Raw genomic sequence first — 21,456 nt, forward strand, 5'->3', positions numbered from 1 at the left:
GATCAGGACGCCTTGGTCGGAACGTAACGGGGGAATTTCTGTGCGATGTCGGTGCCGGTGAAGTGGCCGACCCAGCCGTCCGGCTCGGTGAAGAAGCGGATCGCAACGAAGCTGGGCTCATCGCCCATGTCGAACCAGTGGGTGGTGCCATCGGGCACGGCGATCAGGTCGTCCTTCACGCACTCGATCTCGTAGACCTTGTCGTCCACGTGCAGGGTGAACAGGCCGGAGCCGGCGACGAAGAAGCGGACTTCATCTTCCTTGTGGAAGTGTTCGTCGAGGAACTTCTTGCGGAGTTCGGCGCGGTTGGGGTTGTCCGGAGCGATCGAGGCGACGTCGACGCTCTTGAAGCCGTGCTCGGCGACGAGGCGGTCGATGTCGCTGCGATAGGCGGCGAACACCTCGTCCTGGCTGGCGCCGGGGGCAACCTCATGGGCGGCCTGCCAGCGCTCGAAGGTGACACCGATCTTCTTCAGTTCGGCAGCGATGACCGCGCCGTCCTGGGTGTCCAGCAGCGGGGCGTCGGGAACGTCGTGGTCGTAAATGCGCAGTCGGCTCATGGCGGCAGCTTGAACGGGAGGGGGACAGAGAGTGTGTAGCGCCGGGCTCTGCCCGGCAACCGCACGGCTGGAACGCTCAGGGCCCGCGCAGCTTGCGCAGCTCGAGCTCGCAGTGCAGGAGGAACTCGAACGCTTCCATATGCCGGCGCGCTTCAGCCATGTCGCGGCCCCAGGCGTACAGGCCATGGCCGTCGATCAGGTAGCCCCACATGCAGCCTTCGTCGAGCTTTGCTTCGACCTTGGCCGCCAGTTCATCCATGTCCTGGGTGTTGGCGAATACCGGAATCTCAACGGCGGTTTCATGGGTGCTGTTGCCATGGAAGGCCTTGAGCAGCTCATACCCTTCGATCCGGATATGGCCGTTGGCGGCATACAGGCGAGAGGCGATGGTCTGCACCGGGGAGTGGGTGTGCAGTACACAGCCGATTTCAGGGAAGCGGCGGTACAGCTGGGTGTGCAGCAGGGTTTCGGCGGAGGGACGCAGCGGGCGGCCGACCGCCTTGCCGTCGAAGTCGACGACCATGATGTCGTCTTCGATCAGGCGGCCCTTGTCCTTGCCGGACACGGTGATGGCGGCGTGCTGGTCGTCCAGCCGGTGCGAGAAGTTGCTGCTGGTCGCTGGGGTCCACCCGGCCTGGGCCAGTTCGCGGATGTTGTCGATCAGCACCTGGGCCAGTTCGCTCAGCCGGGTCGTGTCGTAGGGGGTGTCGTTCATGCTGGCATTTTAACTGCGAAAGCAGGTAAGGGCAGGTAAAGGCAGGTAAAAGCCCCTCGACAGATTTGGGCGAGTGCCAGCATCTTTGGGTGGGAGGGGAGGTAGAGCCGGCCTCTGGCCGGCTCCAAGACCATCGCCGTCAGCGGTTGCGCAGGCGGCTGTGACGGTAGCTGTAGCCGAAGTAGATGACGAAGCCTACGAAGGTCCAGACGCCCATCAGCATCCAGTTGTGCATCGTCATGGCCGAGAGCAGGGCCAGGCAGCTGAGTACGCCCAGGCTGCAGACCAGCCAGGCGGCCGGGATGCGGAACGGGCGCGGCAGGTCGGGCTGGGTGCGGCGCAGGACCAGCACGCCGGCGCAGACGGCCGCGAACGCGATCAGGGTGCCCATCGAGGTCAGTTCGCCGAGGATGTCCAGCGGGAACAGGGCCGCGAGCAGGGCGATGCCGATGCCGGTGATGACGGTGTTGATGTGCGGGGTGCGGTATTTGGGGTGGATCTTGGTGAACACGGGCGGCAGCAGGCCGTCGCGGCCCATGATCATGAAGATGCGCGGCTGGCCGATGATCATCACCAGCACCACCGAGCTCAGGCCGATCAGCGCGCCGATCTCGACCACCACCCGCAGCCAGCCCAGCTGGGGATGCGCGGCCACGGCGGTGACCACCGGCTCGTCGGTGCCCAGCAGCGTGTAGGGCACCAGGCCGGTCATTACCGCGGCCATGGCGATGTAGAGCACGGTGCAGATCACCAGCGACAGCAGCATGCCGATCGGCATGTCGCGCTGCGGGCGGTGCGATTCCTGAGCGGCGACCGAAACCGCCTCGAAGCCGATGTAGGCGAAGAACACCATCGCGGCGCCGCGCAGCACGCCTTCCATGCCGTACTTGCCCGGACCCTGGTTCTCCGGGATGAACGGGCTCCAGTTTGCCGGGTCGACGTACTTCCAGCCGACCACGATGACCAGCACGATCAACCCGGTCTTCAGGATGACCATCGCCATGTTCATCGCCGAGGACTTGCTGATGCCCACGTAGCACAGCCAGGTCAGCAGCAGGACCAGGATCGCGGCCGGGATGTTGGCGATCGCGCCGGTCGGGCGGAGCTGTGCGTCCAGCGGGGCGCTGACCAGCGCGGTTGGGAGGTAGATGTCGAAATGACTGAGCAGGCTGAGGAAGTAGCCGGTCCAGCTGACCGCAACCGCCGAGGCCGAGACGCCATATTCCAGCACCAGCATCCAGCCGATGAACCAGGCGGCCAGTTCGCCGAAGGTGGCGTAGGTGTAGGTGTAGGCGCTGCCGGAGACCGGCACCATCGAGGCAAATTCGGCGTAGGCCAGCGCGCAGAAGGCGCAGCAGATGGCGGCCAGTACGAACGACAGCATGATCGCCGGGCCGGCGTGGTTGGCGGCGGCCTGGCCGGTGATGACGAAGATGCCGCCGCCGATCACCGCGCCGATACCCAGTGCGGTCAGGCCCCAGGGGCCGAGGTGGCGGCGCAGGCTCAGGCCGTTGGCGTCTTCATGGGCGGCATGCGGGTGCTTGGTGGCCCACAGTTGCTTGAACATGTGTGGTGGTCTTGTCGAAGCGCGCCATGACCGGCGCGCGGGGAAAACGGACGGGCCGGCGCGAGGCCGGCCCGTAGGCGGATCAGGGCGACTTGGCCAGCTTGCTGTTGCGGATGCCGTAGCCCAGGTAGATCAGCAGGCCGAGCAGCGTCCAGCCCACGAACAGGTGCCAGTGCACCACGAACGCCTGCCAGAACAGGAACAGGCAGGTGGCCGCGCCCAGCGGGCAGATGATCCACACCATCGGCACGCGGAACGGGCGATGGATCTCCGGCTTGGAATAGCGCAGCACGAGCACGCCGATGCAGACCGTGGCGAAGGCCAGCAGGGTACCCATCGACACCAGTTCACCCAGCACGTTCAGCGGCACCAGGCCAGCCAGCGCGGCGGCGATCACGCCGACCACGATGGTGGCGACGTACGGGGTGCGGAAGCGGGTGTGGACCTTGCCGAAGAACTTCGGCAGCAGGCCGTCGCGGGAGATGGTGTAGGCGATGCGGGTCTGGCCCATCATCATCACCAGCACCACGGAGGACAGGCCGGCGATGGCGCCGATCTCCACGAACGTCTTCAGCCAGGACAGGGTCGGGTAGGGCTCCAGAGCGGTGGCCACCGGCTTGTCGGTGCCCAGCAGGTGGTACGGCATCATGCCGGTCAGCACCGCACAGACGATGATGTAGACGATGGTGCACACCGCCAGCGAGCCGAGCAGGCCGATCGGCATGTTGCGCTGCGGATCCTTGGTTTCGCCCGCCGCAGTCGAAACCGCGTCGAAGCCGATGTAGGCGAAGAACACGATGGTGGCTGCACGGAACACGCCGCTCCAGCCGAATTCGCCGGACACACCGGTGTTTTCCGGAATGAACGGGGTCCAGTTGGCTACGTCGATGTGCTGCGCGCCGAAGCCGATGAACAGGCAGATCACGGTGACCTTGATCGCCACGATGATCGCGTTGACGAAGGCCGACTGGGTCACGCCCACGTACAGCAGGCCCGACACCGCCGCCACGATCAGCACCGCTGGCAGATTGAACAGCTTGCCCGAAGCGATGAACTCATGGCCGGTCCAGGAAATCGGCGCCGCACTCAGCGCGTCGGGGAAGGGCATGTGCAGCGTGGTGGTGATGAAGCTGATCAGGTACGCCGACCAGCCCACTGCGACCGAGGCCGAAGCAAACAGGTACTCCAGCACCAGGCACCAGCCGATGAACCAGGCCATGCCTTCGCCCAGGGTGGCGTAGGAGTAGGAATAGGCACTGCCGGAGACCGGCATCATTGCGGCGAACTCGGCGTAGCACAGGCCAGCGAGGGCGCAGGCGAAGCCGGCGATCACGAACGACAGCATGACGGCAGGGCCGGCATGGTTGGCCGCGGCCTGGCCGGTCAGCACGAAGATACCTGCGCCGATCACCGCGCCGATGCCCAGCATGATGAGGTGTTTCGCCGTGAGGGTCCTTTTCAGTGAGGCTTCGCCATCCAGGCTGCCCTCGATCGGCTCGCCGGCATCGACGTGCCCGGCCGGTTCGACCGGTTTGACCCTCAACAGAGACTTCAGCATGCAGTGCTTCCCAGAAATGGTGGGTGGGGGTGTGCGATACGTCGCCGCATACCCTTGGGTTTATTCTCGGCCGCCCCAAAGAGACGGCCCGCTGTACCTTAGCCAAAGCTGAAGCCTGCTTACAAGCGCAAATGCAGCATGCCGGGCGATAATCTGCCAAATCCGTCTTCCTGCGCCGCTGCCATGTCCCAAATCCCCGAATCCGTTGTAGGACTTGACCCCGCGCTGCGCGCGCAATTGGCCGATTACGCCCGTCGCCACCCAGAACACGCCGGGCTGGCTGACGAATTCAGCACATTGCTGGATGATCCGGAAAATCCCTTCCTGCGCAGTCGCCTGGCCGGCCATTTCACCGGCAGCGCGTGGCTGGTCAGCGCCGATGGCGACAGGGTCTTGCTGACCCACCACCGCAAGCTGGACCGCTGGTTGCAGTTGGGCGGGCACGCCGACGGCGAGCGCGACCTGGCGAAGGTTGCGCTGACGGAGGCGGTGGAGGAGTCCGGGCTCACCGGGCTGGTGCTGGAGGATGGCGAGCTGTTCGACATCGACAAGCACTGGATCCCGGAGCGGAAAGACGTGCCCGGGCATTGGCATTATGACGCCCGCTACGTGGTGCGGGCGCTGGGGAGCGAGGCGTTCGTGGTCAGCGAGGAGTCGCTGGCGCTGGCGTGGCGTGAGGTGGCCGACGTGGCCAACGCGGCGATTGAAACCCCGGATGGGGACGATTCGCTGCCGCGCATGGCCAAGCGCTGGTTGGCGCGGTGAAACCTTGCCGGGCAGAGCCCGGCACTACCGGGTGCTGATCAATACAGCACGCGGGTCCGCAGGGTGCCGGGAATGGCCGCCAGCTCGTCGCGTACCGCTGCGGCCTGTTCTTCGCTGGCGGTGATGTCGATCACCACGTAACCGACCTTCGGGTCGGTGCGCAGGAACTGGCCGTCGATGTTGACGTTGTGGCGCGAGAAGATTTCGTTGACCCTGGACAGCACGCCCGGCACATTCTGGTGGATGTGCAGCAGGCGCAGGCTGTCGGCATGCTCGGGCAGGGTCACTTCCGGGAAGTTGACCGCCGACAGAGTGCTGCCGTTGTCGCTGTAACGTACCAGCTTGGCCGCCACTTCCACGCCGATGTTGTCCTGCGCTTCCAGCGTGCTGCCGCCCACGTGCGGGGTCAGGATGACGTTGTCGTGCGCGGTCAGCGGCGAAACGAACGCATCGCCATTGCCCTTGGGCTCCACCGGGAACACGTCCAGCGCCGCGCCGCCGATGTGGCCCGAGTGCAGTGCCGCGTCCAGCGCGTCGATGTCGACCACGGTGCCGCGCGCGGCGTTGATCAGGTGCGCGCCGGGGCGCATCTTCGCCAGCTGCGCGGCGCCAATCATCCATTGGGTGGCCGGCGTTTCCGGGACATGCACGGTGACGATGTCGGCGCGGGCCAGCAAGTCGTCCAGGTCGATGGCAGCACGTGCGTTGCCCAGCGACAGCTTGGTCTCGATGTCGTGGAAGATCACCTGCATGCCCATTGCTTCGGCCATCACGCCGACCTGGGTGCCGATGTGGCCGTAGCCGACGATGCCCAGGGTCTTGCCGCGTACCTCATGGCTGCCGGCGGCCGACTTGGACCAGCCGCCACGGTGGCATTCGGCATTCTTCTGCGGAATGCCACGGGTCAGCATGATCGCTTCAGCGATGACCAGCTCGGCCACGCTGCGCGTGTTGGAGTAGGGCGCGTTGAATACCGGAATGCCGGCCAGTTCCGCCGCTTCCAGGTCGACCTGGTTGGTGCCGATGCAGAAGCAGCCCACCGCCATCAGCCGCTTGGCATGGGCCAGCACCTCGGCGCTGAGCTGGGTGCGGGAGCGGATGCCGACGATGTGCGCTTCGGCGATACGGGCCTTCAGCTCATCTTCGGGCAGCGCCTTGTTGTGCAGCTCGATCTGCGAATAGCCGGCGGCGCTGAACACGTCGATCGCGGTCTGGCTGACCCCCTCCAGCAACAGCACGCGGATATCCTGCTTGGGGAATGAGGTCTTCTTCGGCGACATGGGCGAGCGGCAGCATGTTGGACGGGAGCTGCCCACTATGCCAGATCGGAAGGGGCATGGTGCGGTGCGCCAAAGAGGGAAAATGGTTTCAGACGCGACCATGTGTCGGTAGCAAGGCTGGCTTCGGTCGCACGACTTTGAGTCGTGCGCTACCCTTTGGCGTTCTCCGCCTTGCGTTCGATTCCATGACTGATCCGCGCCTTGATTCGCTGTTGCAGGACTGCCCCGGGCTGCGGCTCAAGACCGATCCGGCCGACCTCGAACACTACGGGCGGGACTGGACCCGCCGCTGGACACCGGCGCCGCTGGCGATCGCGCTGCCGGGCAGTGTCGAGGAGGTGCAGGCCATCCTGCGCTGGGCCAGCACCCAGCGCGTGGCGGTAGTGCCTTCCGGGGGTCGCACCGGCCTGAGTGGCGGGGCCGTGGCAGCCCAGGGCGAGCTGGTGCTCAGTCTGGAGCGGATGAACAAGCCACTGGCCTTCGATGCGGTCGACCGTACCCTGACCGTGCAGGCCGGCATGCCGCTGGAAGCGGTGCACAACGCTGCGCGCGAGCATGGCCTGATCTACCCGGTGGATTTCGCTGCACGGGGTTCCTGCTCGATCGGCGGGAATATCGCCACCAACGCCGGCGGCATCCGCGTGATCCGCTACGGCAATACGCGAGAATGGATTGCCGGGCTCAAGGTGGTGACCGCCAGCGGTGAGCTGCTGGAGCTGAACAAGGGGCTGATCAAGAACTCCAGCGGTTACGATTTCCGCCAGCTGCTGATCGCCTCGGAAGGCACGCTCGGGGTGATCGTCGAGGCCACCCTGAAACTCACCGACCCGCCGCCGGCCAGCAACGTGATGTTGTTGGCGCTGCCGTCGTTCGAGGTGCTGATGCAGGTGTTTGCCGCGTTCCGCGAGCGCATGCAGCTGCAGGCCTTCGAATTCTTCACCGACCGGGCGCTGGAACACGTGCTGGCACACGGCGCGCAGGCGCCGTTCGAGCAGGTGTATCCGTTCTACGTGGTCACCGAGTTCGCGGCCGGCGATGAGGCCCAGGAAGCGGCCGCAATGGCGGCGTTCGAAGCCTGCCTGGAGCAGGGCTGGGTCAGCGACGGCGTGGTCAGCCAGAGCGATGCACAGGCGGCGCAGCTGTGGCGCCTGCGCGAGGGCATCACCGAAGCGGTGGCGCGTTACAAGCCGTACAAGAACGACGTGTCGGTGCGGATCTCGGCGATGCCGGCGTTCATGGCGCAGACCCAGGCGTTGATCGGCGAGGCGTATCCGCACTTCGACGTGGTCTGGTTCGGGCATATCGGCGATGGCAACCTGCACATCAACGTGCTCAAGCCCGATGGCACGGACGATGCCGAATTCCTGCAGCAGTGCGAGCACGTCACCAAGCTGCTGGCCAAGGTACTGAAGGACTTTGACGGCAGCATTTCCGCCGAACATGGCATCGGGCTGGTCAAGAAGGGCTACCTGGACAGTACCCGCGGCCCGGCTGAAATCGCGTTGATGAAGGCGGTCAAACATGCGTTTGATCCCCAAGGGCTGCTGAATCCCGGCAAGGTGTTCGACCTGTGACAGGCGACAGGCTTTCACATAGTCGATACGCTTTGCCTATTCCTGTCCTGAACGAATCCAAGATGACGCGATCGATCCTGCTGTTTGCCGTGCTTGCCCTGCCGCTTTCGGCTCTTGCTTCCAGCTTTGCCGGCTCGTCGGCCGGTTCGGCGTCGGGCGCCTCCTCGGCCGGTTCGTCCAGCTCGGACGACGACAAGGTGGTGGTGGACGCGCGCGAAGATGCGGCGGCCTTCGTCGCCAGCGACGGCGCGATCCGTGGCGCCCGCCTGGAAGCAGCACTGCTGCACCTGCGCGAAACCGGCGCCGCCGCGCGCGACGCCAGCGACCTGCAGCTGGCGCGGACCCTGCTGGCCCGCTGATGCCACTTCGCCGCCGGGCCCTGCGCCGATGCGCGGCGGTCCTGGCGGCGCTGTTGTCCGTCCCGACTGCGCAGGCCGCGCTGCAGTTGCAGCTCGACGCCGACGGTCTGACGCCGGTGCAGGCGCTCCGCGCCGCGCAGGTGCTGCGCGAGACACCCGCGCTGTTGCCGACGTCGTGGCAATCGCGGTTCGTCGCGCCGGTTTCCGTGGCCTGGTCGGACCGCCTGCCCGACAACGTGCACGGCCGCACGCGCCAGGGCGCGATCACCCTGCGTCGTGACCTGCTGGATGCGGTGCGCCCGGGCGAACCGATGCCCCGCGCGGTGCAGGCCGCAGTCATCCATGAACTGACCCACGTGCTCGACCGGGCCGCCGACGGTGGCTGGTCGTACAGCGCCCGCTGGCGCGACCTCGCCGGCTGGCAGCAGCGCCCGTGGCGGCTGGGCCGCGGCGCGAACGCCTTCACCGAACGCAGCCCGGACCCGTACGAACGGCACAGCCCGGCCGAGTACCTGGCCGTCAATGCCGAGCATTACCTGCTGGACCCAGATTTCGCCTGCCGCCGCCCGGCGCTGGCCGCGTGGTATGCCGCCGAGATCGGCGCCGGTCCACAGGCCCGTTGCATCAGCAGCGTGCCGCTGGTCCAGGCCGGCGACACCACCGGGGAGGCCTCGCTGCTGGAGCTGGACCCGCAGCGCGTCTACGCGGTGGATTACCTGCTGGCCGAAGGCAACGACCAGCTGATGAGCCGGTGGGGCCACAGCATGCTGCGCCTGGTGATCTGTGCGCCGGGGCGCCCGCGCGGCCCCGCCTGCCGGCTGGACCTGGCCGAGCACCGCGTGCTGTCGTTCCGGGCTTTTGTCGGCGATGTGCAGATTTCCAGCTGGAGCGGCTTGACCGGGGTGTATCCGTCGCGGCTTTTCGTGCTGCCGCTCAACCAGGTCATCAACGAGTACACCCAGCTTGAACTCCGCGGGCTGCAGTCGGTGCCATTGGCGCTGGAGCCGGACGACATCGCCAGCCTGCTCGAGCGCGTCGGCCAGGTGCATTGGAGCTACGACGGGCGCTACCGCTTCATCAGCAACAACTGCGCGGTGGAAACCGGCAAGTTGCTGCAGGAAGGCGTGCCGCGCTGGGCCGATCCCGGCCTGAACCGGCTCAGCCCAACTGGCCTGCTTCGCCGACTGAAGCGCGAAGGACGCGCCGATGCCACGGTGCTGGACGATCGCCGTGAGGCCATGCGCCTTGGCTACTACTTCCCATCGGCGCAGGCGCACTACCAGCAGCTGTTCGACGTTGCGCGCGCGGAACTGGACCTGCCCACCCGCGACGTCAACGCCTGGCTGCAACTGCCGGCCGGGCAGCGCGCTGCATGGGCCGAGCGCGGCGGACTGCGTGCAACGTCTGCGTTGCTGCTGCTGGAGCAGGCTGCACGCTACCGCGAAGAACTGCGCGCGCGCGACGGGCTCAAGCGCGCGCTGGGCACGGCGGGGGAGGGTGGCGACAGCGCGCTTGCCGCGTTGCTGGCGCTGCTGGACGACGCCGGGCAGCTGGTCAATCCAGCCGGCCTGATCGGTGGCGAAGGCTATGGCCTGCCCGTTGGCGAAGAACGTGCAGCGGCGGCCGCCGCGTCGGAGCGGATCAGCGCGCGTGGCATGCCAGCCTGGGCGGAGCTTCAGGAGCAGATGCGCGCGCGTTTGCCGGCCGCGCAGCAGCGGGAGCTGGCCACGATCGATGACACGCTGGTCAGGTTGGGAAGCCGAATGCGCCACCTGGCACGCGACGCGGGGTAGTGACACGCCATGCGTGTCCGCGCGGTACCCGACGAAAGCAGACACGCATGGCGTGTCCCTACGCGGTGCCCGCATTTCACCCCCGGTCACACCCACGGGGCTAGGATCTGTTGCTGATCCAGAACATCGGCAAAGGAGTCGAACATGCGCATTTCTCCCCTTATCGTGAGCGCGGCCGTGGCCCTCGGACTGGCTGCCTGCCAGCCTGCGCAGCAGGCGGATTCAGGTCCGACCGACCCTGCGGGTGGGACGGCTGCGGCTGCTGCTGCACCGGCCGCGGAAGCAGGCGGGTCGCTGGCGCCTGCGGCGCCTGCCGCTGGAACCGACGCCGTGCCCGCCTTCCGCGCCACCGGCAACGAGCCGGGCTGGCTGGCCCAGGTGAGCGACGGGCCCAACCCGGTGCTTCGCGTGGAAACCGGCTACGGTGAACAGAAGTACGAAGTAGCCTCGCCTGCGCAGGGCCCGGACGGCTGGTCGGGCAAGGCGGCCGACGGTACCGAGATCAAGCTGAGCTATCAGCGAACGCTCTGCCATGACGATATGAGTGGGCAGGGCTTCGGGGCCACGGCGATGCTTACCGTGGGCGCCCGCCAGTACCACGGCTGTGGCGAGTTCGCCGGCGCGCCCGCCCGCGCCACCCGCCCGTAGCGACACGCCACGCGTGTCCCACGTACGGTAAGCCGGAGCCTATGCGGTAGAGCCACGCCCTGCGTGGCTGCCCCGCAGCGTCCAGCCAGAAGCAGCCGGGCAGGGCCCGGCGCTACGGCATCTGCACGATAGGTGCGACCCGGTCAATCCGCGCGACCGGCGAACTCGCCGGTCGCGGTATTCACCAGCACGCGCTCACCGTTGGTGATGTATTCCGGCACCATGATTTCGATGCCGGTGCTCAGCTTGGCCGGCTTCGGACGCTTGGTCGCGGTGCCGCCCTTCATTTCCGGCGGGGTCTCGACCACTTCCAGCACCACGCTGGCGGGCAGCTGCACGGCCACCGGCTGGTCGTCGATCACCTGCACGTAGATGCCGGTCAGGCCGTCGGTGATGTAGCCGGCGTCGTCGCCGATCACGTCCGCATCCAGCGTGTACGGGGTGTAGTCCTCATCGTTCATGAACACGAACGCATCGCCGTCCATGTACGAGTAGGTGGACTGGCGGCGCAGCAGTTCGACTTCCGGAAGGTTGTCGTCGGCGTCGAAGCTGGCGTCCAGCTTGTTGCCACCCGGCACGCTGTACATGATGAAACGGAAGCGCACGTTGCCGCCGCGACCCTGCGGCGAGCTGCGCTCGATGTCGCGGATCTGGTAGACGCCGTTGTTGTACTCGACGACGTTGCCTTTCTTGATGTCGTTGGCTTTCATGGGATGAAGATCAGTAGGTGGAGTAGGGGGTATTACTTGGGAGCCAACCGCACCGCGCCATCCAGGCGGATGGTTTCGCCGTTGAGGTAGGTGTTGGTGAGGATGTGTCCGACCAGGCCGGCGAAGTCTTCCGGCTTGCCCAGGCGGGGCGGGAACGGGATCAACGCGGCCAGCGACTCCTGCACGGCCGGCGGCATGCCGTCGACCATCGGGGTCCAGAAGATGCCCGGGGCGATCGTCATCACGCGGATGCCGAAGCGCGACAGCTCGCGCGCCATCGGCAGGGTCATGCCGACCACGCCGCCCTTGGACGCAGCATAGGCGGCCTGGCCGATCTGGCCTTCGTAGGCGGCCACGCTGGCGGTATTGATGATGACCCCGCGCTCGCCGTCGTCGCCGGCGGTGTTGTGCTGCATGCGGTTGGCGGCGGCCTTGGCGACGTTGAAGCTGCCGACCAGGTTGACCATCACCGTATTCTGGAAGGTGGCCAGCGGCATCGGCGCCTCTTTGCCGAGCACGCGGCCGGCACCGAGGATGCCGGCGCAGCTCACCACCGCATTCAGGCCGCCGAGGAAGTCATGCGCGGCGTCGATCTGCGCAGCAACCGCAGCCTCGTCGCTGACGTTGGTGCTGAAATAGCGGGCGTGTTCGGCGCCGAGTTCGGCGACCGCGGCCGCGCCTTTTTCATCGTTGAGGTCGAACAGCGCCACGCGGGCGCCCTGGGCCACCAGGTGCCGGGCCACCGACAGGCCCAGGCCGGAAACACCGCCGGTGACGACGGCGCGGACGGAAGACAGCTGCATTGCACGATCCCGCAGGTTCAAGAACCGGCGATTCTAGCGGATATGGCCGGTTTCGCCGTTGTGCAGCGCGCGCGGGTGCTCAGTGGCGCGGGGTCAGGCGGCGGGCGAACTCGTCCGGGGCCAGCCCGGGCGCGAACAGGAAGCCCTGGCCGACGGTGACCCCCATGTCGTGCAGGAACCGCCGCTGCTCCTCCGACTCGACCCCCTCGGCAACCAGCCCCAGACCCAGGCTGCGCGCGATCCCGCAGACCGCCTCGCACACCGCCACGTCCGAGCGGTTGCCGGGCACCCCCTCGACGAACATCTGGCTGAGCTTGAGCCCGTGGATCGGCAGCCGGCGCAGGTAGTTGAGCGCGCTGTAGCCTTCCCCGAAGTCGTCGATGGTCAGCAGCACCCCCATCTCGCGCAGGCGGGCGAAGGTCTGCAGGGTGTCCGGGGCATCCTCGATCAGGACCCGTTCGGTGAATTCGAGCTCCAGCGCGCTGCCGGGCAGGCCGTACTGGTCCAGTGCCTGGCGGACGTTGCGGGCCAGGTCCTCGCCGACGAACTGACGGTAGGAGACGTTGACCGCCACCCGCACGATGCCCAGCCCGGCGTCCTGCCACTGGCGCACCTGCCGGCAGGCCTCGTTCAGCACCCACAACCCGATCCGGACGATGTCGCCGGTGCTTTCGGCATGCCCGATGAAGATGTCCGGGCGCAGTTCGCCGAGCTGGGAGTTGCGCCAGCGGATCAGTGCCTCGGCCGCCACCATCTGCCCGGTGTGCAGGTTGACCTGGGGCTGGTAGACCAGGTGGAACTCGTCATCGTCCAGTGCGCGATGCAGGCGGCTTTCGATCTGCAGTCGGTCGTGCTGGCGCTGCGCCAGTTCCTGCGAGAACACCTGCCAGCCGTTGCGGGTGCGTCGCTTGCAGTCGTACATGGCGATGTCGGCGTTCTGGATCAGCTGCTGTGGGCGCAGCCCGTCCTGCGGCGCGCGGGCGATGCCGATGCTGGTGGTCACCGCGAACTCGTCGCTGCCGAACCGGAACGGCGTGGCGAACGCGCGGGTGATCGCCTCGGCCAGGCGCTCGGGCTGGTCGGGCTGGTCGCGGGTATCGCAGACCACCAGGAACTCGTCGCCACCAAACCGGGCGAGCAGTCCCTCGGTGCCGATCGCGGTGGAAATGCGCCGGGTCGCGTCGATCAGCAGTTCGTCGCCGGCGTTGTGGCCGAGCAGGTCGTTGACGGTCTTGAAGCGGTCCAGGTCGATGTACAGCACGCCGACCTTGGAATGGGTGGGGCTGCCCATGCGCGTAGCCAGGTCGGTCAGCACCGCGTCGCGGTTCATGATCCCGGTAAGCGGGTCGGTCCGTGCCTGGATGCGCAGCGTCTCTTCAGCATGCTTGCGCGAGGTGATGTCCTGCACGGTGCCGGCAATGCGCGCGGCGTTGACGTCGCCGGCTTCGGCCTCGCCGATCATGCGCACCCAGAACGAATGGCCGTCGCTGCGCTGGCCCTGCAGCTCCAGCTCGAACGGCGCCTGGCGGTCGATCACGTCCAGCAGGGCCTGCTGCAGCTGCGCGCGATCGTCCACGCGCAGGCATTCAAGCAGCTCGGCCATGTCCTGCAGCGGCAGCTCCTGGCCGAGGATGCGCGCGGCTTCGTCGGTCAGGTACAACCGGTGCAGGCCGCGATCCCATTCCCAGCCGCCGATGTGGGCCAGCGACTGCGCGCGGTCGAACAGGGTGTTGTTGCGTTTGAGTTCGGTGATGTCGCTGAACAGCGCGAACACATGGTCGGGAATGTCGCGGCCGTTGCCATATACCGGCACATTGGTGGTGGAGATCCAGATCATGCGCCCACGCGGGCGGTGATACAGGCCGACGATGGTGCTGCGGATGATGCGTCCGCGCAGCAGCGATTCGCTGGCCGGCCACTGCTCGCGGTTCAGCGGATGGCCGTGCTCGTCCACGCTGATCCAGTCTTCCGGGGCCAGCAGCGCCTGCAGGCTGCCGCCGTTGCCCTGGGTGCCGAGGATGCGGTGCGCGGCCGGGTTGGCCGAGACCACGCGCAGGTTGCGGTCGAACAGGATCACGCCCTTGTCGATCGACTCCATCAGCAGGCGGTAACGTGACTCGGCCTGCCAGCGGCTGCTCAGGTCGCGCGCCACCGCCACGATGCAGTGTTCGCCCTGGTGTTCGAACCCGGCCGAATGTACTTCCACGGGGAAGCGGCTGCCGTCGCCGCGCATGTTGGTGACTTCGATGACATAGGTTTCGCCCCGGCGCAGCGCTTCCCAGACCGGGTCGAGGTGGTCGCTGGGAAGGTCCGGGTTGAGCGTTTCGATGGGCTGGCCGACGATGTCCTCGCGGCTGCGGCCATACGCGCGCACCCCGGCCTGGTTGAGGTCCAGCACCACGCCGGTTTCGCTGAGGATGCTGACCGGGTCGGGAACCGCATCGAACAGGGCGGCATAGCGGCGCAGCGCCAGCTGACGCTCGTCCATCGCTTCCTGCAGCGCCTGCTGCACGTCGCGCAGCAGGGCATGCACATCAGTGCCCGGCGGCTGCGCCAGGGCCTGCTCCAGCGCCGCCAGCACATCGACGTGCGCGGTGAGGTGGTCACCGACCGCAGCATCCATGCGCGGGCGGCGTCGGTTCATGCGGCGGCCAGGGCCCTGCCGGCCTTGCTGCCGGTTTCCCGGCCGAGCCGAGCAGCGAGCCAGCGGCCGGTAGCGGCCAGCGCGGGCAGGTCGATGCCGGTGCGCATGCCGATCCCGTGCAGCAGGTACACCACGTCCTCGCTGGCGACGTTGCCACTGGCGCCCTTGGCGTAGGGGCAGCCGCCGGCGCCTGACACTGCCGAATCGACCACGCGTACGCCTTCTTCCAGGCAGGCGTCGATGTTGGCCAGGGCCTGGCCATAGGTGTCGTGGAAATGCACGGCCAGCGCCGGCATCGGCACCTCGGTGGCGACCGCATGCAGCATCGCGCGCGCCTTGCGCGGGGTGCCCACGCCGATGGTGTCGCCCAGCGAGATTTCATAACAGCCCATGGCGTGCAGCGCTTTCGCCACGCGTACCACCTCGCTGACCGGCACCTCGCCCTGGTAGGGGCAGCCGAGCACGGTGGAGACATAGCCGCGCACCTTGACCCCATCGGCGCGGGCACGCTCCAGGATCGGCGCGAAGCGGGCCAGCGATTCGTCGATGCCCGCGTTGGTGTTGGTGCGGTTGAAGGCCTCCGAGGCAGCGGTGAACACCGCCACTTCCTGCACGCCCACCGCACGTGCCCGGTCGTAACCCTGCTCGTTGGGCACCAGCACCGGATAGTCGATGCCCGGAAGGCGTTCGATGCCGGCGTAGACCTCGGCGGCGTCGGCCAGCTGCGGCACCCAGCGCGGACTCACGAAGCTGGTCGCCTCGATGGTGCGCAGGCCGGTCAGCGACAACTGCCGGATCAGCTCGATCTTGTCGGCGGTGGCCACCGGCTGGGCTTCGTTCTGCAACCCGTCGCGCGGACCGACTTCGACGATGCGGACGAAGTCATCCATGACGGCGGGCCTGGCGGGCGGACAGCGGGTAGAACTCAAGTGCGATCACGGAACATCCTGGATGAATTGACGGCGCATTTCCCTGGCGGGCCACGACAGGGAGATACGCGGGATGGGAAACAAAGCGGCCAGCGGCCGCGTTCAATCCTGGCTGACCCAGTGCGGGGCGCGCTTGTCCAGGAACGCACCGAGGCCTTCCTGGCCTTCGGCCGAGACCCGCAGCCGCGCGATCAGCGCAGCGTTGTCGCGGTCGGTGGCGTCGCGGTCGCGACCGGCCGCGACCCGGCGCACCAGGTCCTTGGCCGAGGACGAGGCAATCGGGCCGGCCTTGTCGAGCAGTCCCAGCTGGCGCTGCACGGCTTCATCGATGCGTTCAGGTTCGACCAGCTGGTGCACCAGCCCGATCCGCAGCGCGGTCTCCGCGTCGAAATGCTCCCCGGTGGCGAACCAGCGCCGGGCCTGGCGCGGGCCGATCGCGTCAATCACATAGGGCGAGATCACCGCCGGCAGCAGGCCCAGGCGGCTTTCGGTCAGGCCGAAGCGGGCGCTGGTGCTGGCGACGGCGATGTCGCAGCAGGCCACCAGGCCGACCCCGCCGCCGAACGCGGCGCCGTGGACCCGGGCGATGGTCGGCTTGGGCAGCTCGTCCAGGGTGCGCATCAGCCGGGCCAGGGCCAGCGAGTCCTGGCGGTTGTCCTCCTCGCTGGCGGCGGCCATGCCGCGCATCCACTGCATGTCCGCGCCGGCCGAGAACGAGGCGCCCGTGGCGGCCAGCACTACCGCGCGGACCTGGGGGTCGCGCCCGGCCGCCTCCAGCGCGGCGGTCAGCGCCGCGATCAGGCCGGCGTCGAAGGCGTTGTGCAGGGCGGGGCGGTCCAGCCACAGGGTCAGCACTGCGGCGCTGCGTTCAATCCGTAAAGCGTCACTCATCATGGGGGCCTGCGCCTGCTTCATACATGTATGGATCATAGCGGCCCAAGGGGTGCGGGCCATGACGCGACGCGGCGATGCTAGAATTGATAACCATTCTTATCGACCGAAGGCGACCTGTGACGTTGTCCGATCTGCCGCTGCACGGCTCCGCTCAGGTGGACTCGGTGCGCGACCTCCATGCAAACGACGCCATCGCCCGCCGGCTCAGGGAACTGGGTTTTGTGAAGGGTGAAGATGTGCGTCTGGTAGCCCGTGGTCCCATCGGCGGCGAACCGCTGCTGGTGCAGGTCGGGTTCACCCGTTTCGCGTTGCGGATTTCCGAAGCCAGGCGCATCGACATCACTGCGGTTGCTGACGGAGCGGCCGCATGAGCGCCGCCGCCCTGCGCGTTGCCCTGGTTGGCAACCCCAACAGCGGCAAGACCGCGCTGTTCAACCAGCTCACCGGCAGCCGCCAGAAGGTCGCCAACTACACGGGTGTCACCGTGGAACGCAAGGAAGGACGCCTGCGCGCGCCGTCCGGTCGCGAGTTCGCGGTGCTCGACCTGCCGGGTGCCTACAGCCTGCAGCCGGCCAGCCTGGACGAGGCGATCACCCGCGACCTGTGCCGGGGCTTCTACCCGGGCGAAGCCGCGCCGGATGTGCTGCTGTGCGTGATCGACGCCACCAACCTGCGCCTGCACCTCCGTTTCGCGCTGGAGCTGCGTGAGTTGGGCAAGCCGATGATCGTGGCGCTGAACATGGTCGACGCGGCCGAGCGCCGTGGCATCAAAATCGATGTGCCGGCGCTGGAAAAAGCCCTGGGCGTGCCGGTGGTGGAAACCGTGGCGGTGCGTCGCAACGGTGCACGCGCGCTGGTGGAGCGCCTGGACGCGATGGTGCCGCACCTGGATGCGCCGGTGGCAGCCGTGGCAGGCGAAGCGGACTATCACATGCAGGTGCGCGACATCCTCGCCGCCGCGGTGAGCATGCCGACCCGTACCGCGAAGATCGACGACGCGCTGGACCGCTGGCTGCTGCACCCGGTGTTCGGGCTGCTGACCCTGGTGGTGGTGATGTTCCTGATCTTCCAGGCGGTGTTCGCCTGGGCCACGCCCATGATGGACGGCATCGAAGCCGGCTTCGGCTGGCTGGGCGAAGTGGTCGGCGCGAACCTGCCGGCCGGGCCGCTGACCAGCCTGCTCACCGACGGCATCATCGCCGGCGTCGGCGGGGTGGTGGTGTTCCTGCCGCAGATCCTGATCCTGTTCGCCTTCATCCTGGCGCTGGAAGAGTCCGGCTACCTGCCGCGCGCCGCGTTCCTGCTCGACCGCATGATGGCCTCGGCCGGTCTGTCCGGGCGTTCGTTCATTCCGCTGCTGTCCAGCTTCGCCTGCGCGGTGCCCGGGATCATGGCCACCCGCAGCATCCAGGACCCGCGCGACCGCCTGGCCACCATCCTGGTGGCGCCGCTGATGACCTGCTCGGCGCGGCTGCCGGTGTACGCGCTGCTGATCGGTGCGTTCATTCCGCAGAAGACGCTGTGGGGCTTTGTCAGCCAGCAGGGCCTGATCCTGTTCGGCCTGTACGTGGCCGGGATCCTCAGCGCGCTGGCGATGTCGTGGGTGATGAAGAAATGGCGCCGCGACAAGAGCGAGCATCCGTTGATGCTGGAGCTGCCGTCGTACCGCATTCCGCACCCGCGCGACCTGGCGGTGGGCCTGTACGAGCGCGGCATGATCTTCCTGAAACGCGTGGGCGGCATCATCCTTTCGCTGACCATCCTGCTCTGGGTGCTGCTGTCATTCCCGGCGGCGCCTGAGAACGCGACCATGCCGGCCATCGATTACAGCTTTGCCGGCCAGATCGGCCACGCCATGGCGGTATTCTTCGCGCCGCTGGGCTTCAACTGGCAGATCTGCATCGCGCTGATCCCCGGCATGGGCGCGCGTGAGGTGGCGGTGTCCTCGCTGGCGACCATCTATGCGCTGTCGGCAGCCGATGACGACGCCGCGATCCAGGCGCTGACCCCGGTGGTGGCCAATGGCTGGTCGCTGGCAACCGGGCTGTCATTGCTGGTGTGGTTCATCTATGCACCGATGTGCATCTCCACCCTGGCCACGATCAAGCGCGAGACCAACTCCTGGAAGCAGGTCGGGTTTGCCACCTTCTACCTGTTCGCGGCGGCTTATGTGGCTGCGCTGGTCACCTACCAGGTGACCGTGGCGCTGGGCGGCGGCTGATGGATGCCGGCCTGCTGCTGCAGTACGTGGTGGTCGCATTGATCGTGCTGGCCAGCGCGTGGGTGGTGCTGAAGAAGCAGATGCCTGGCACCGTGCGACGCGTGCGCGGGGCGATTGCGCTGGGGCTGGTGAAACCGGAGCGGGCCGGCTGGATGCAGGCGCTTGGGCGGCGGATAGCGCCACCGGCGAGTGGCGGTGGTGGCGCATGCGGTGGGTGCGACAGTTGTGGGCCGACGCCGCCGAAGCAGCACCGGTAACGCCTGCGGTTGGCTGGACCTGGTATCGCGTGGGCCGGCCAACGGCCGGCGCTACCGTTTCGCAGGCCTTTCCTTTAGCCTTCGAGCATGACTACTCCCCCCATTCGTTTGCTTATCCATGGTGCGTCCGGCCGCATGGGCCAGGCCCTGTTGCGGTTGGCTGCCGAGCGCGACGACCTGCAGGTCGTCGCCGCCGTTACCCGTCGTTCGCCCGTCCAGCGCGTGGTTGAAGGCGTGCCGCACTTCGCCGCGAGCGAGCTGCACGGCGCGCCGCAGTTCGACGTGGCTATCGACTTCAGCCTGCCCGAAGGGTTCGACCCGGTGCTGGCCCTGTGCGTTGAGCGCGGGGCAGGGCTGGTGTCAGGAACCACCGGCATCAGTGAAACCCAGCGCCAGGCGCTGATCGCGGCCGCCGGTAAGATCCCGCTGGTATGGGCGTCCAACTTCTCGCTGGGCGTGGCCGTGCTGGATGAACTGGTCGAACGCGCCGCTGCCGCGCTGGCAGGGTGGGACTGCGACATCGTCGAATCCCACCATGTGCACAAGCAGGACGCGCCGTCGGGTACCGCGCTCACGCTGGGCGCCGCTGCGCAGAAGGGCGGGGCGCAGCCGCATTACGCCAGCCTGCGTGCCGGTGACATCGTGGGGGAGCATCTGGTCCAGTTCACCGGACTGGGCGAGCGCATCGAGCTGACCCATCGGGCGACCAACCGGGACATCTTCGCGCGGGGGGCGCTGTTTGCCGCCGTTCAGCTGAATGGGCGCGCCGCAGGAAGCTATCGGGTTCGGGATCTGCTGGCGGGTGCGGGCCTCTGACCGAGGCACAGGCTGCGAGGGACACGCATGGCGTGTCTCTACGCCCGAGACCGCCCGGCACATTGTGAATACGCGCAACCACTGGCGCCCGGGCGCCCTTCCCATTACAATTCCCGCTCGCCGAATCACGATAGCCGGACCGGTCCCGCACCGCAGTCCGCGCTTTTTTGCAACCGCTTTTCCGTGAAGCGTGGCGTGACTTCGGCACCCCCTCGGTAGCCAAAGTGAGATTCCCGTGACCCAAGCCGCAATCCTCGTCCTCGAAGACGGCACCGTATTCGAGGGCGAATCCGTAGGCGCGCCCGGCCTGTCCGTCGGTGAGGTGGTGTTCAACACCGCCATGACCGGCTATCAGGAAGTGTTGACCGACCCGTCCTACGCCCGGCAGATGGTCACGCTGACCTATCCGCATATCGGCAACACCGGCATGACCGACCAGGACAATGAAGCGTCCAAGGTGTGGTCGGCCGGCCTGATCGTGCGCGACGTTCCCCGCCGTCCCAGCAACTGGCGCAGCCAGGTGTCGCTGCAGGACTGGCTGATCCAGCGTGGTGTGGTCGCCATCGCCGGCATCGACACCCGCAAGCTGACCCGCATCCTGCGCGAGAAGGGCGCGCAGAACGGTGCGCTGATGGCCGGCGACATCGACGTGGAAAAGGCACTGGAAGCCGCCCGCAAGTTCCCGGGGCTGAAGGGCATGGATCTGGCCAAGGTCGTCACTACCGAGAAGACCTACACCTGGACCGAGGGCCAGCTGGACCTGGATGCCAATGCCTTCGTCAGCGTGCCGGCGAGGTTCAAGGTCGTGGCTTACGACTTCGGCGTGAAGACCAACATCCTGCGCATGCTGGCCGAGCGCGGCTGCGAAGTGACCGTGGTGCCGGCCCAGACCCCGGCCGCCGAGGTGCTGGCACTGAAGCCGGACGGCGTGTTCCTGTCCAACGGCCCGGGTGACCCGGAACCGTGCGACTACGCCATCGAAGCGATCAAGACCTTCATCGATGTGAAGATCCCGACCTTCGGCATCTGCCTGGGCCACCAGCTGCTGGGCCTGGCCTCGGGCGCGAAGACCATGAAGATGGGCCACGGCCACCACGGTGCCAACCACCCGGTGCAGGACCTGGACAACGGCCGGGTGATGATCACCTCGCAGAACCACGGTTTCGCGATCGATGAAGCGACCCTGCCGGCCACCCTGCGCGTGACCCACCGTTCGCTGTTCGACGGCACCAACCAGGGCGTCGCCCGCACCGACGTGCCGGCGTTCTCGTTCCAGGGCCACCCGGAAGCGTCGCCGGGCCCGACCGACGTCGGTCCGCTGTTCGACCGCTTCGTGGTGCTGATGGAGCAGGCCAAGGCGTGA

19 protein-coding genes and 1 pseudogene are annotated in these 21,456 nt (G+C 67.4%); 10 read left to right on the forward strand and 10 right to left on the reverse strand.

Annotation, left to right across the window (positions count from 1 at the left end; translation table 11 throughout):
- Window positions 1–2 precede the first annotated feature (2 nt).
- From RYM47_RS13320 to RYM47_RS13335, 4 genes are all read right to left on the reverse strand, one after another.
- Window positions 3–560 (reverse strand): acireductone dioxygenase, encoded by a 558-nt coding sequence (locus tag RYM47_RS13320; protein WP_315388550.1) that lies wholly within the window; start codon window positions 558–560, stop codon window positions 3–5.
- A 76-nt stretch (window positions 561–636) separates the two neighbouring features.
- Window positions 637–1,275: a methylthioribulose 1-phosphate dehydratase gene (locus RYM47_RS13325; protein WP_315388551.1), complete on the reverse strand. Its 639-nt coding sequence runs from the start codon at window positions 1,273–1,275 to the stop codon at window positions 637–639.
- A 139-nt stretch (window positions 1,276–1,414) separates the two neighbouring features.
- Complete coding sequence (locus RYM47_RS13330) at window positions 1,415–2,842, reverse strand: amino acid permease (protein ID WP_315388552.1); 1,428 nt, start codon at window positions 2,840–2,842, stop codon at window positions 1,415–1,417.
- Between the two features lie 82 nt (window positions 2,843–2,924).
- Complete coding sequence (locus RYM47_RS13335) at window positions 2,925–4,400, reverse strand: amino acid permease (protein WP_315388553.1); 1,476 nt, start codon at window positions 4,398–4,400, stop codon at window positions 2,925–2,927.
- 183 nt (window positions 4,401–4,583) lie between these two features.
- On the opposite strand from RYM47_RS13335, the gene RYM47_RS13340 reads away from it, so the two are divergent.
- Window positions 4,584–5,165, forward strand: a complete 582-nt coding sequence (locus RYM47_RS13340; RefSeq protein ID WP_315388554.1) for an NUDIX hydrolase — start codon at window positions 4,584–4,586, stop codon at window positions 5,163–5,165.
- A gap of 38 nt (window positions 5,166–5,203) precedes the next feature.
- On the opposite strand, the gene serA is transcribed toward RYM47_RS13340, so the two are convergent.
- The gene (gene serA, locus RYM47_RS13345) at window positions 5,204–6,445 is read right to left on the reverse strand and encodes a phosphoglycerate dehydrogenase (protein WP_315388555.1); all 1,242 of its coding nucleotides are present in this window, start codon (window positions 6,443–6,445) and stop codon (window positions 5,204–5,206) included.
- Between the two features lie 185 nt (window positions 6,446–6,630).
- Here serA and RYM47_RS13350 point away from each other — a divergent pair, with 185 nt between their 5' ends.
- The 4 genes and pseudogenes from RYM47_RS13350 to RYM47_RS13365 all read left to right on the forward strand — a co-directional run.
- Window positions 6,631–8,019, forward strand: a complete 1,389-nt coding sequence (locus tag RYM47_RS13350; RefSeq protein WP_315388556.1) for an FAD-binding oxidoreductase — start codon at window positions 6,631–6,633, stop codon at window positions 8,017–8,019.
- Between the two features lie 62 nt (window positions 8,020–8,081).
- Complete coding sequence (locus RYM47_RS13355) at window positions 8,082–8,378, forward strand: DUF2388 domain-containing protein (protein WP_315388557.1); 297 nt, start codon at window positions 8,082–8,084, stop codon at window positions 8,376–8,378.
- Window positions 8,378–10,171, forward strand: a complete 1,794-nt coding sequence (locus RYM47_RS13360; RefSeq protein WP_315388558.1) for a DUF4105 domain-containing protein — start codon at window positions 8,378–8,380, stop codon at window positions 10,169–10,171. Before RYM47_RS13355 ends, RYM47_RS13360 begins: the two co-directional genes overlap by 1 nt.
- Before the next feature lie 336 nt (window positions 10,172–10,507).
- Window positions 10,508–10,819, forward strand: a pseudogene (locus tag RYM47_RS13365) (hypothetical protein); the annotation flags it as partial.
- Between the two features lie 143 nt (window positions 10,820–10,962).
- Here the strand turns inward: RYM47_RS13365 and yeiP are convergent.
- The 5 genes from yeiP to RYM47_RS13390 form a co-directional block, all read right to left on the reverse strand.
- Complete coding sequence (gene yeiP, locus RYM47_RS13370; protein ID WP_315388559.1) at window positions 10,963–11,529, reverse strand: elongation factor P-like protein YeiP; 567 nt, start codon at window positions 11,527–11,529, stop codon at window positions 10,963–10,965.
- 32 nt (window positions 11,530–11,561) lie between these two features.
- Window positions 11,562–12,332, reverse strand: coding sequence for an SDR family NAD(P)-dependent oxidoreductase (locus RYM47_RS13375; protein ID WP_315388560.1), 771 nt, complete (start codon window positions 12,330–12,332; stop codon window positions 11,562–11,564).
- Between the two features lie 79 nt (window positions 12,333–12,411).
- On the reverse strand, window positions 12,412–14,976 hold the full coding sequence (locus tag RYM47_RS13380) for an EAL domain-containing protein (RefSeq protein ID WP_315388561.1): 2,565 nt from the start codon (window positions 14,974–14,976) through the stop codon (window positions 12,412–12,414).
- Window positions 14,973–15,866 (reverse strand): hydroxymethylglutaryl-CoA lyase, encoded by an 894-nt coding sequence (locus RYM47_RS13385; protein ID WP_315388562.1) that lies wholly within the window; start codon window positions 15,864–15,866, stop codon window positions 14,973–14,975. Before RYM47_RS13385 ends, RYM47_RS13380 begins: the two co-directional genes overlap by 4 nt.
- A gap of 141 nt (window positions 15,867–16,007) precedes the next feature.
- Window positions 16,008–16,796 (reverse strand): enoyl-CoA hydratase-related protein, encoded by a 789-nt coding sequence (locus RYM47_RS13390; RefSeq protein WP_315388563.1) that lies wholly within the window; start codon window positions 16,794–16,796, stop codon window positions 16,008–16,010.
- A gap of 119 nt (window positions 16,797–16,915) precedes the next feature.
- Between RYM47_RS13390 and RYM47_RS13395 the strand changes: the two genes are divergently transcribed.
- The 5 genes from RYM47_RS13395 (at window position 16,916) to carA (ending at window position 21,456) form a co-directional block, all read left to right on the forward strand.
- On the forward strand, window positions 16,916–17,170 hold the full coding sequence (locus RYM47_RS13395; RefSeq protein ID WP_315388564.1) for a FeoA family protein: 255 nt from the start codon (window positions 16,916–16,918) through the stop codon (window positions 17,168–17,170).
- Window positions 17,167–19,020: a ferrous iron transporter B gene (locus RYM47_RS13400; protein WP_315388565.1), complete on the forward strand. Its 1,854-nt coding sequence runs from the start codon at window positions 17,167–17,169 to the stop codon at window positions 19,018–19,020. The genes RYM47_RS13395 and RYM47_RS13400 overlap by 4 nt, the downstream gene beginning before the upstream one ends.
- Window positions 19,020–19,277 carry a DUF6587 family protein gene (locus RYM47_RS13405; protein ID WP_315388566.1) on the forward strand — a complete coding sequence of 86 codons (258 nt, stop codon included), beginning with the start codon at window positions 19,020–19,022 and terminating at the stop codon, window positions 19,275–19,277. Before RYM47_RS13400 ends, RYM47_RS13405 begins: the two co-directional genes overlap by 1 nt.
- An 87-nt stretch (window positions 19,278–19,364) precedes the next feature.
- Window positions 19,365–20,093, forward strand: coding sequence for a 4-hydroxy-tetrahydrodipicolinate reductase (gene dapB, locus RYM47_RS13410; protein ID WP_315388567.1), 729 nt, complete (start codon window positions 19,365–19,367; stop codon window positions 20,091–20,093).
- A 235-nt stretch (window positions 20,094–20,328) separates the two neighbouring features.
- Window positions 20,329–21,456 (forward strand): glutamine-hydrolyzing carbamoyl-phosphate synthase small subunit, encoded by a 1,128-nt coding sequence (gene carA, locus RYM47_RS13415; protein WP_054171664.1) that lies wholly within the window; start codon window positions 20,329–20,331, stop codon window positions 21,454–21,456.

The sequence above is a fragment of the uncultured Stenotrophomonas sp. genome (assembly GCF_963519125.1).
Lineage (GTDB): Bacteria > Pseudomonadota > Gammaproteobacteria > Xanthomonadales > Xanthomonadaceae > Stenotrophomonas.

Coding starts and splice junctions, on each gene's coding strand:
- RYM47_RS13405 (WP_315388566.1), top strand. CDS start 19,020: ATGGATGCCGGCCTGCTGCTGCAGTACGTGGTGGTCGCATTGATCGTG.
- RYM47_RS13325 (WP_315388551.1), bottom strand. CDS start 1,275: ATGAACGACACCCCCTACGACACGACCCGGCTGAGCGAACTGGCCCAG.
- RYM47_RS13350 (WP_315388556.1), top strand. CDS start 6,631: ATGACTGATCCGCGCCTTGATTCGCTGTTGCAGGACTGCCCCGGGCTG.
- dapB (WP_315388567.1), top strand. CDS start 19,365: ATGACTACTCCCCCCATTCGTTTGCTTATCCATGGTGCGTCCGGCCGC.
- RYM47_RS13380 (WP_315388561.1), bottom strand. CDS start 14,976: ATGAACCGACGCCGCCCGCGCATGGATGCTGCGGTCGGTGACCACCTC.
- RYM47_RS13400 (WP_315388565.1), top strand. CDS start 17,167: ATGAGCGCCGCCGCCCTGCGCGTTGCCCTGGTTGGCAACCCCAACAGC.
- serA (WP_315388555.1), bottom strand. CDS start 6,445: ATGTCGCCGAAGAAGACCTCATTCCCCAAGCAGGATATCCGCGTGCTG.
- RYM47_RS13340 (WP_315388554.1), top strand. CDS start 4,584: ATGTCCCAAATCCCCGAATCCGTTGTAGGACTTGACCCCGCGCTGCGC.
- RYM47_RS13335 (WP_315388553.1), bottom strand. CDS start 4,400: ATGCTGAAGTCTCTGTTGAGGGTCAAACCGGTCGAACCGGCCGGGCAC.
- RYM47_RS13385 (WP_315388562.1), bottom strand. CDS start 15,866: ATGGATGACTTCGTCCGCATCGTCGAAGTCGGTCCGCGCGACGGGTTG.
- yeiP (WP_315388559.1), bottom strand. CDS start 11,529: ATGAAAGCCAACGACATCAAGAAAGGCAACGTCGTCGAGTACAACAAC.
- RYM47_RS13360 (WP_315388558.1), top strand. CDS start 8,378: ATGCCACTTCGCCGCCGGGCCCTGCGCCGATGCGCGGCGGTCCTGGCG.
- RYM47_RS13390 (WP_315388563.1), bottom strand. CDS start 16,796: ATGAGTGACGCTTTACGGATTGAACGCAGCGCCGCAGTGCTGACCCTG.
- RYM47_RS13355 (WP_315388557.1), top strand. CDS start 8,082: ATGACGCGATCGATCCTGCTGTTTGCCGTGCTTGCCCTGCCGCTTTCG.
- RYM47_RS13320 (WP_315388550.1), bottom strand. CDS start 560: ATGAGCCGACTGCGCATTTACGACCACGACGTTCCCGACGCCCCGCTG.
- RYM47_RS13375 (WP_315388560.1), bottom strand. CDS start 12,332: ATGCAGCTGTCTTCCGTCCGCGCCGTCGTCACCGGCGGTGTTTCCGGC.
- RYM47_RS13330 (WP_315388552.1), bottom strand. CDS start 2,842: ATGTTCAAGCAACTGTGGGCCACCAAGCACCCGCATGCCGCCCATGAA.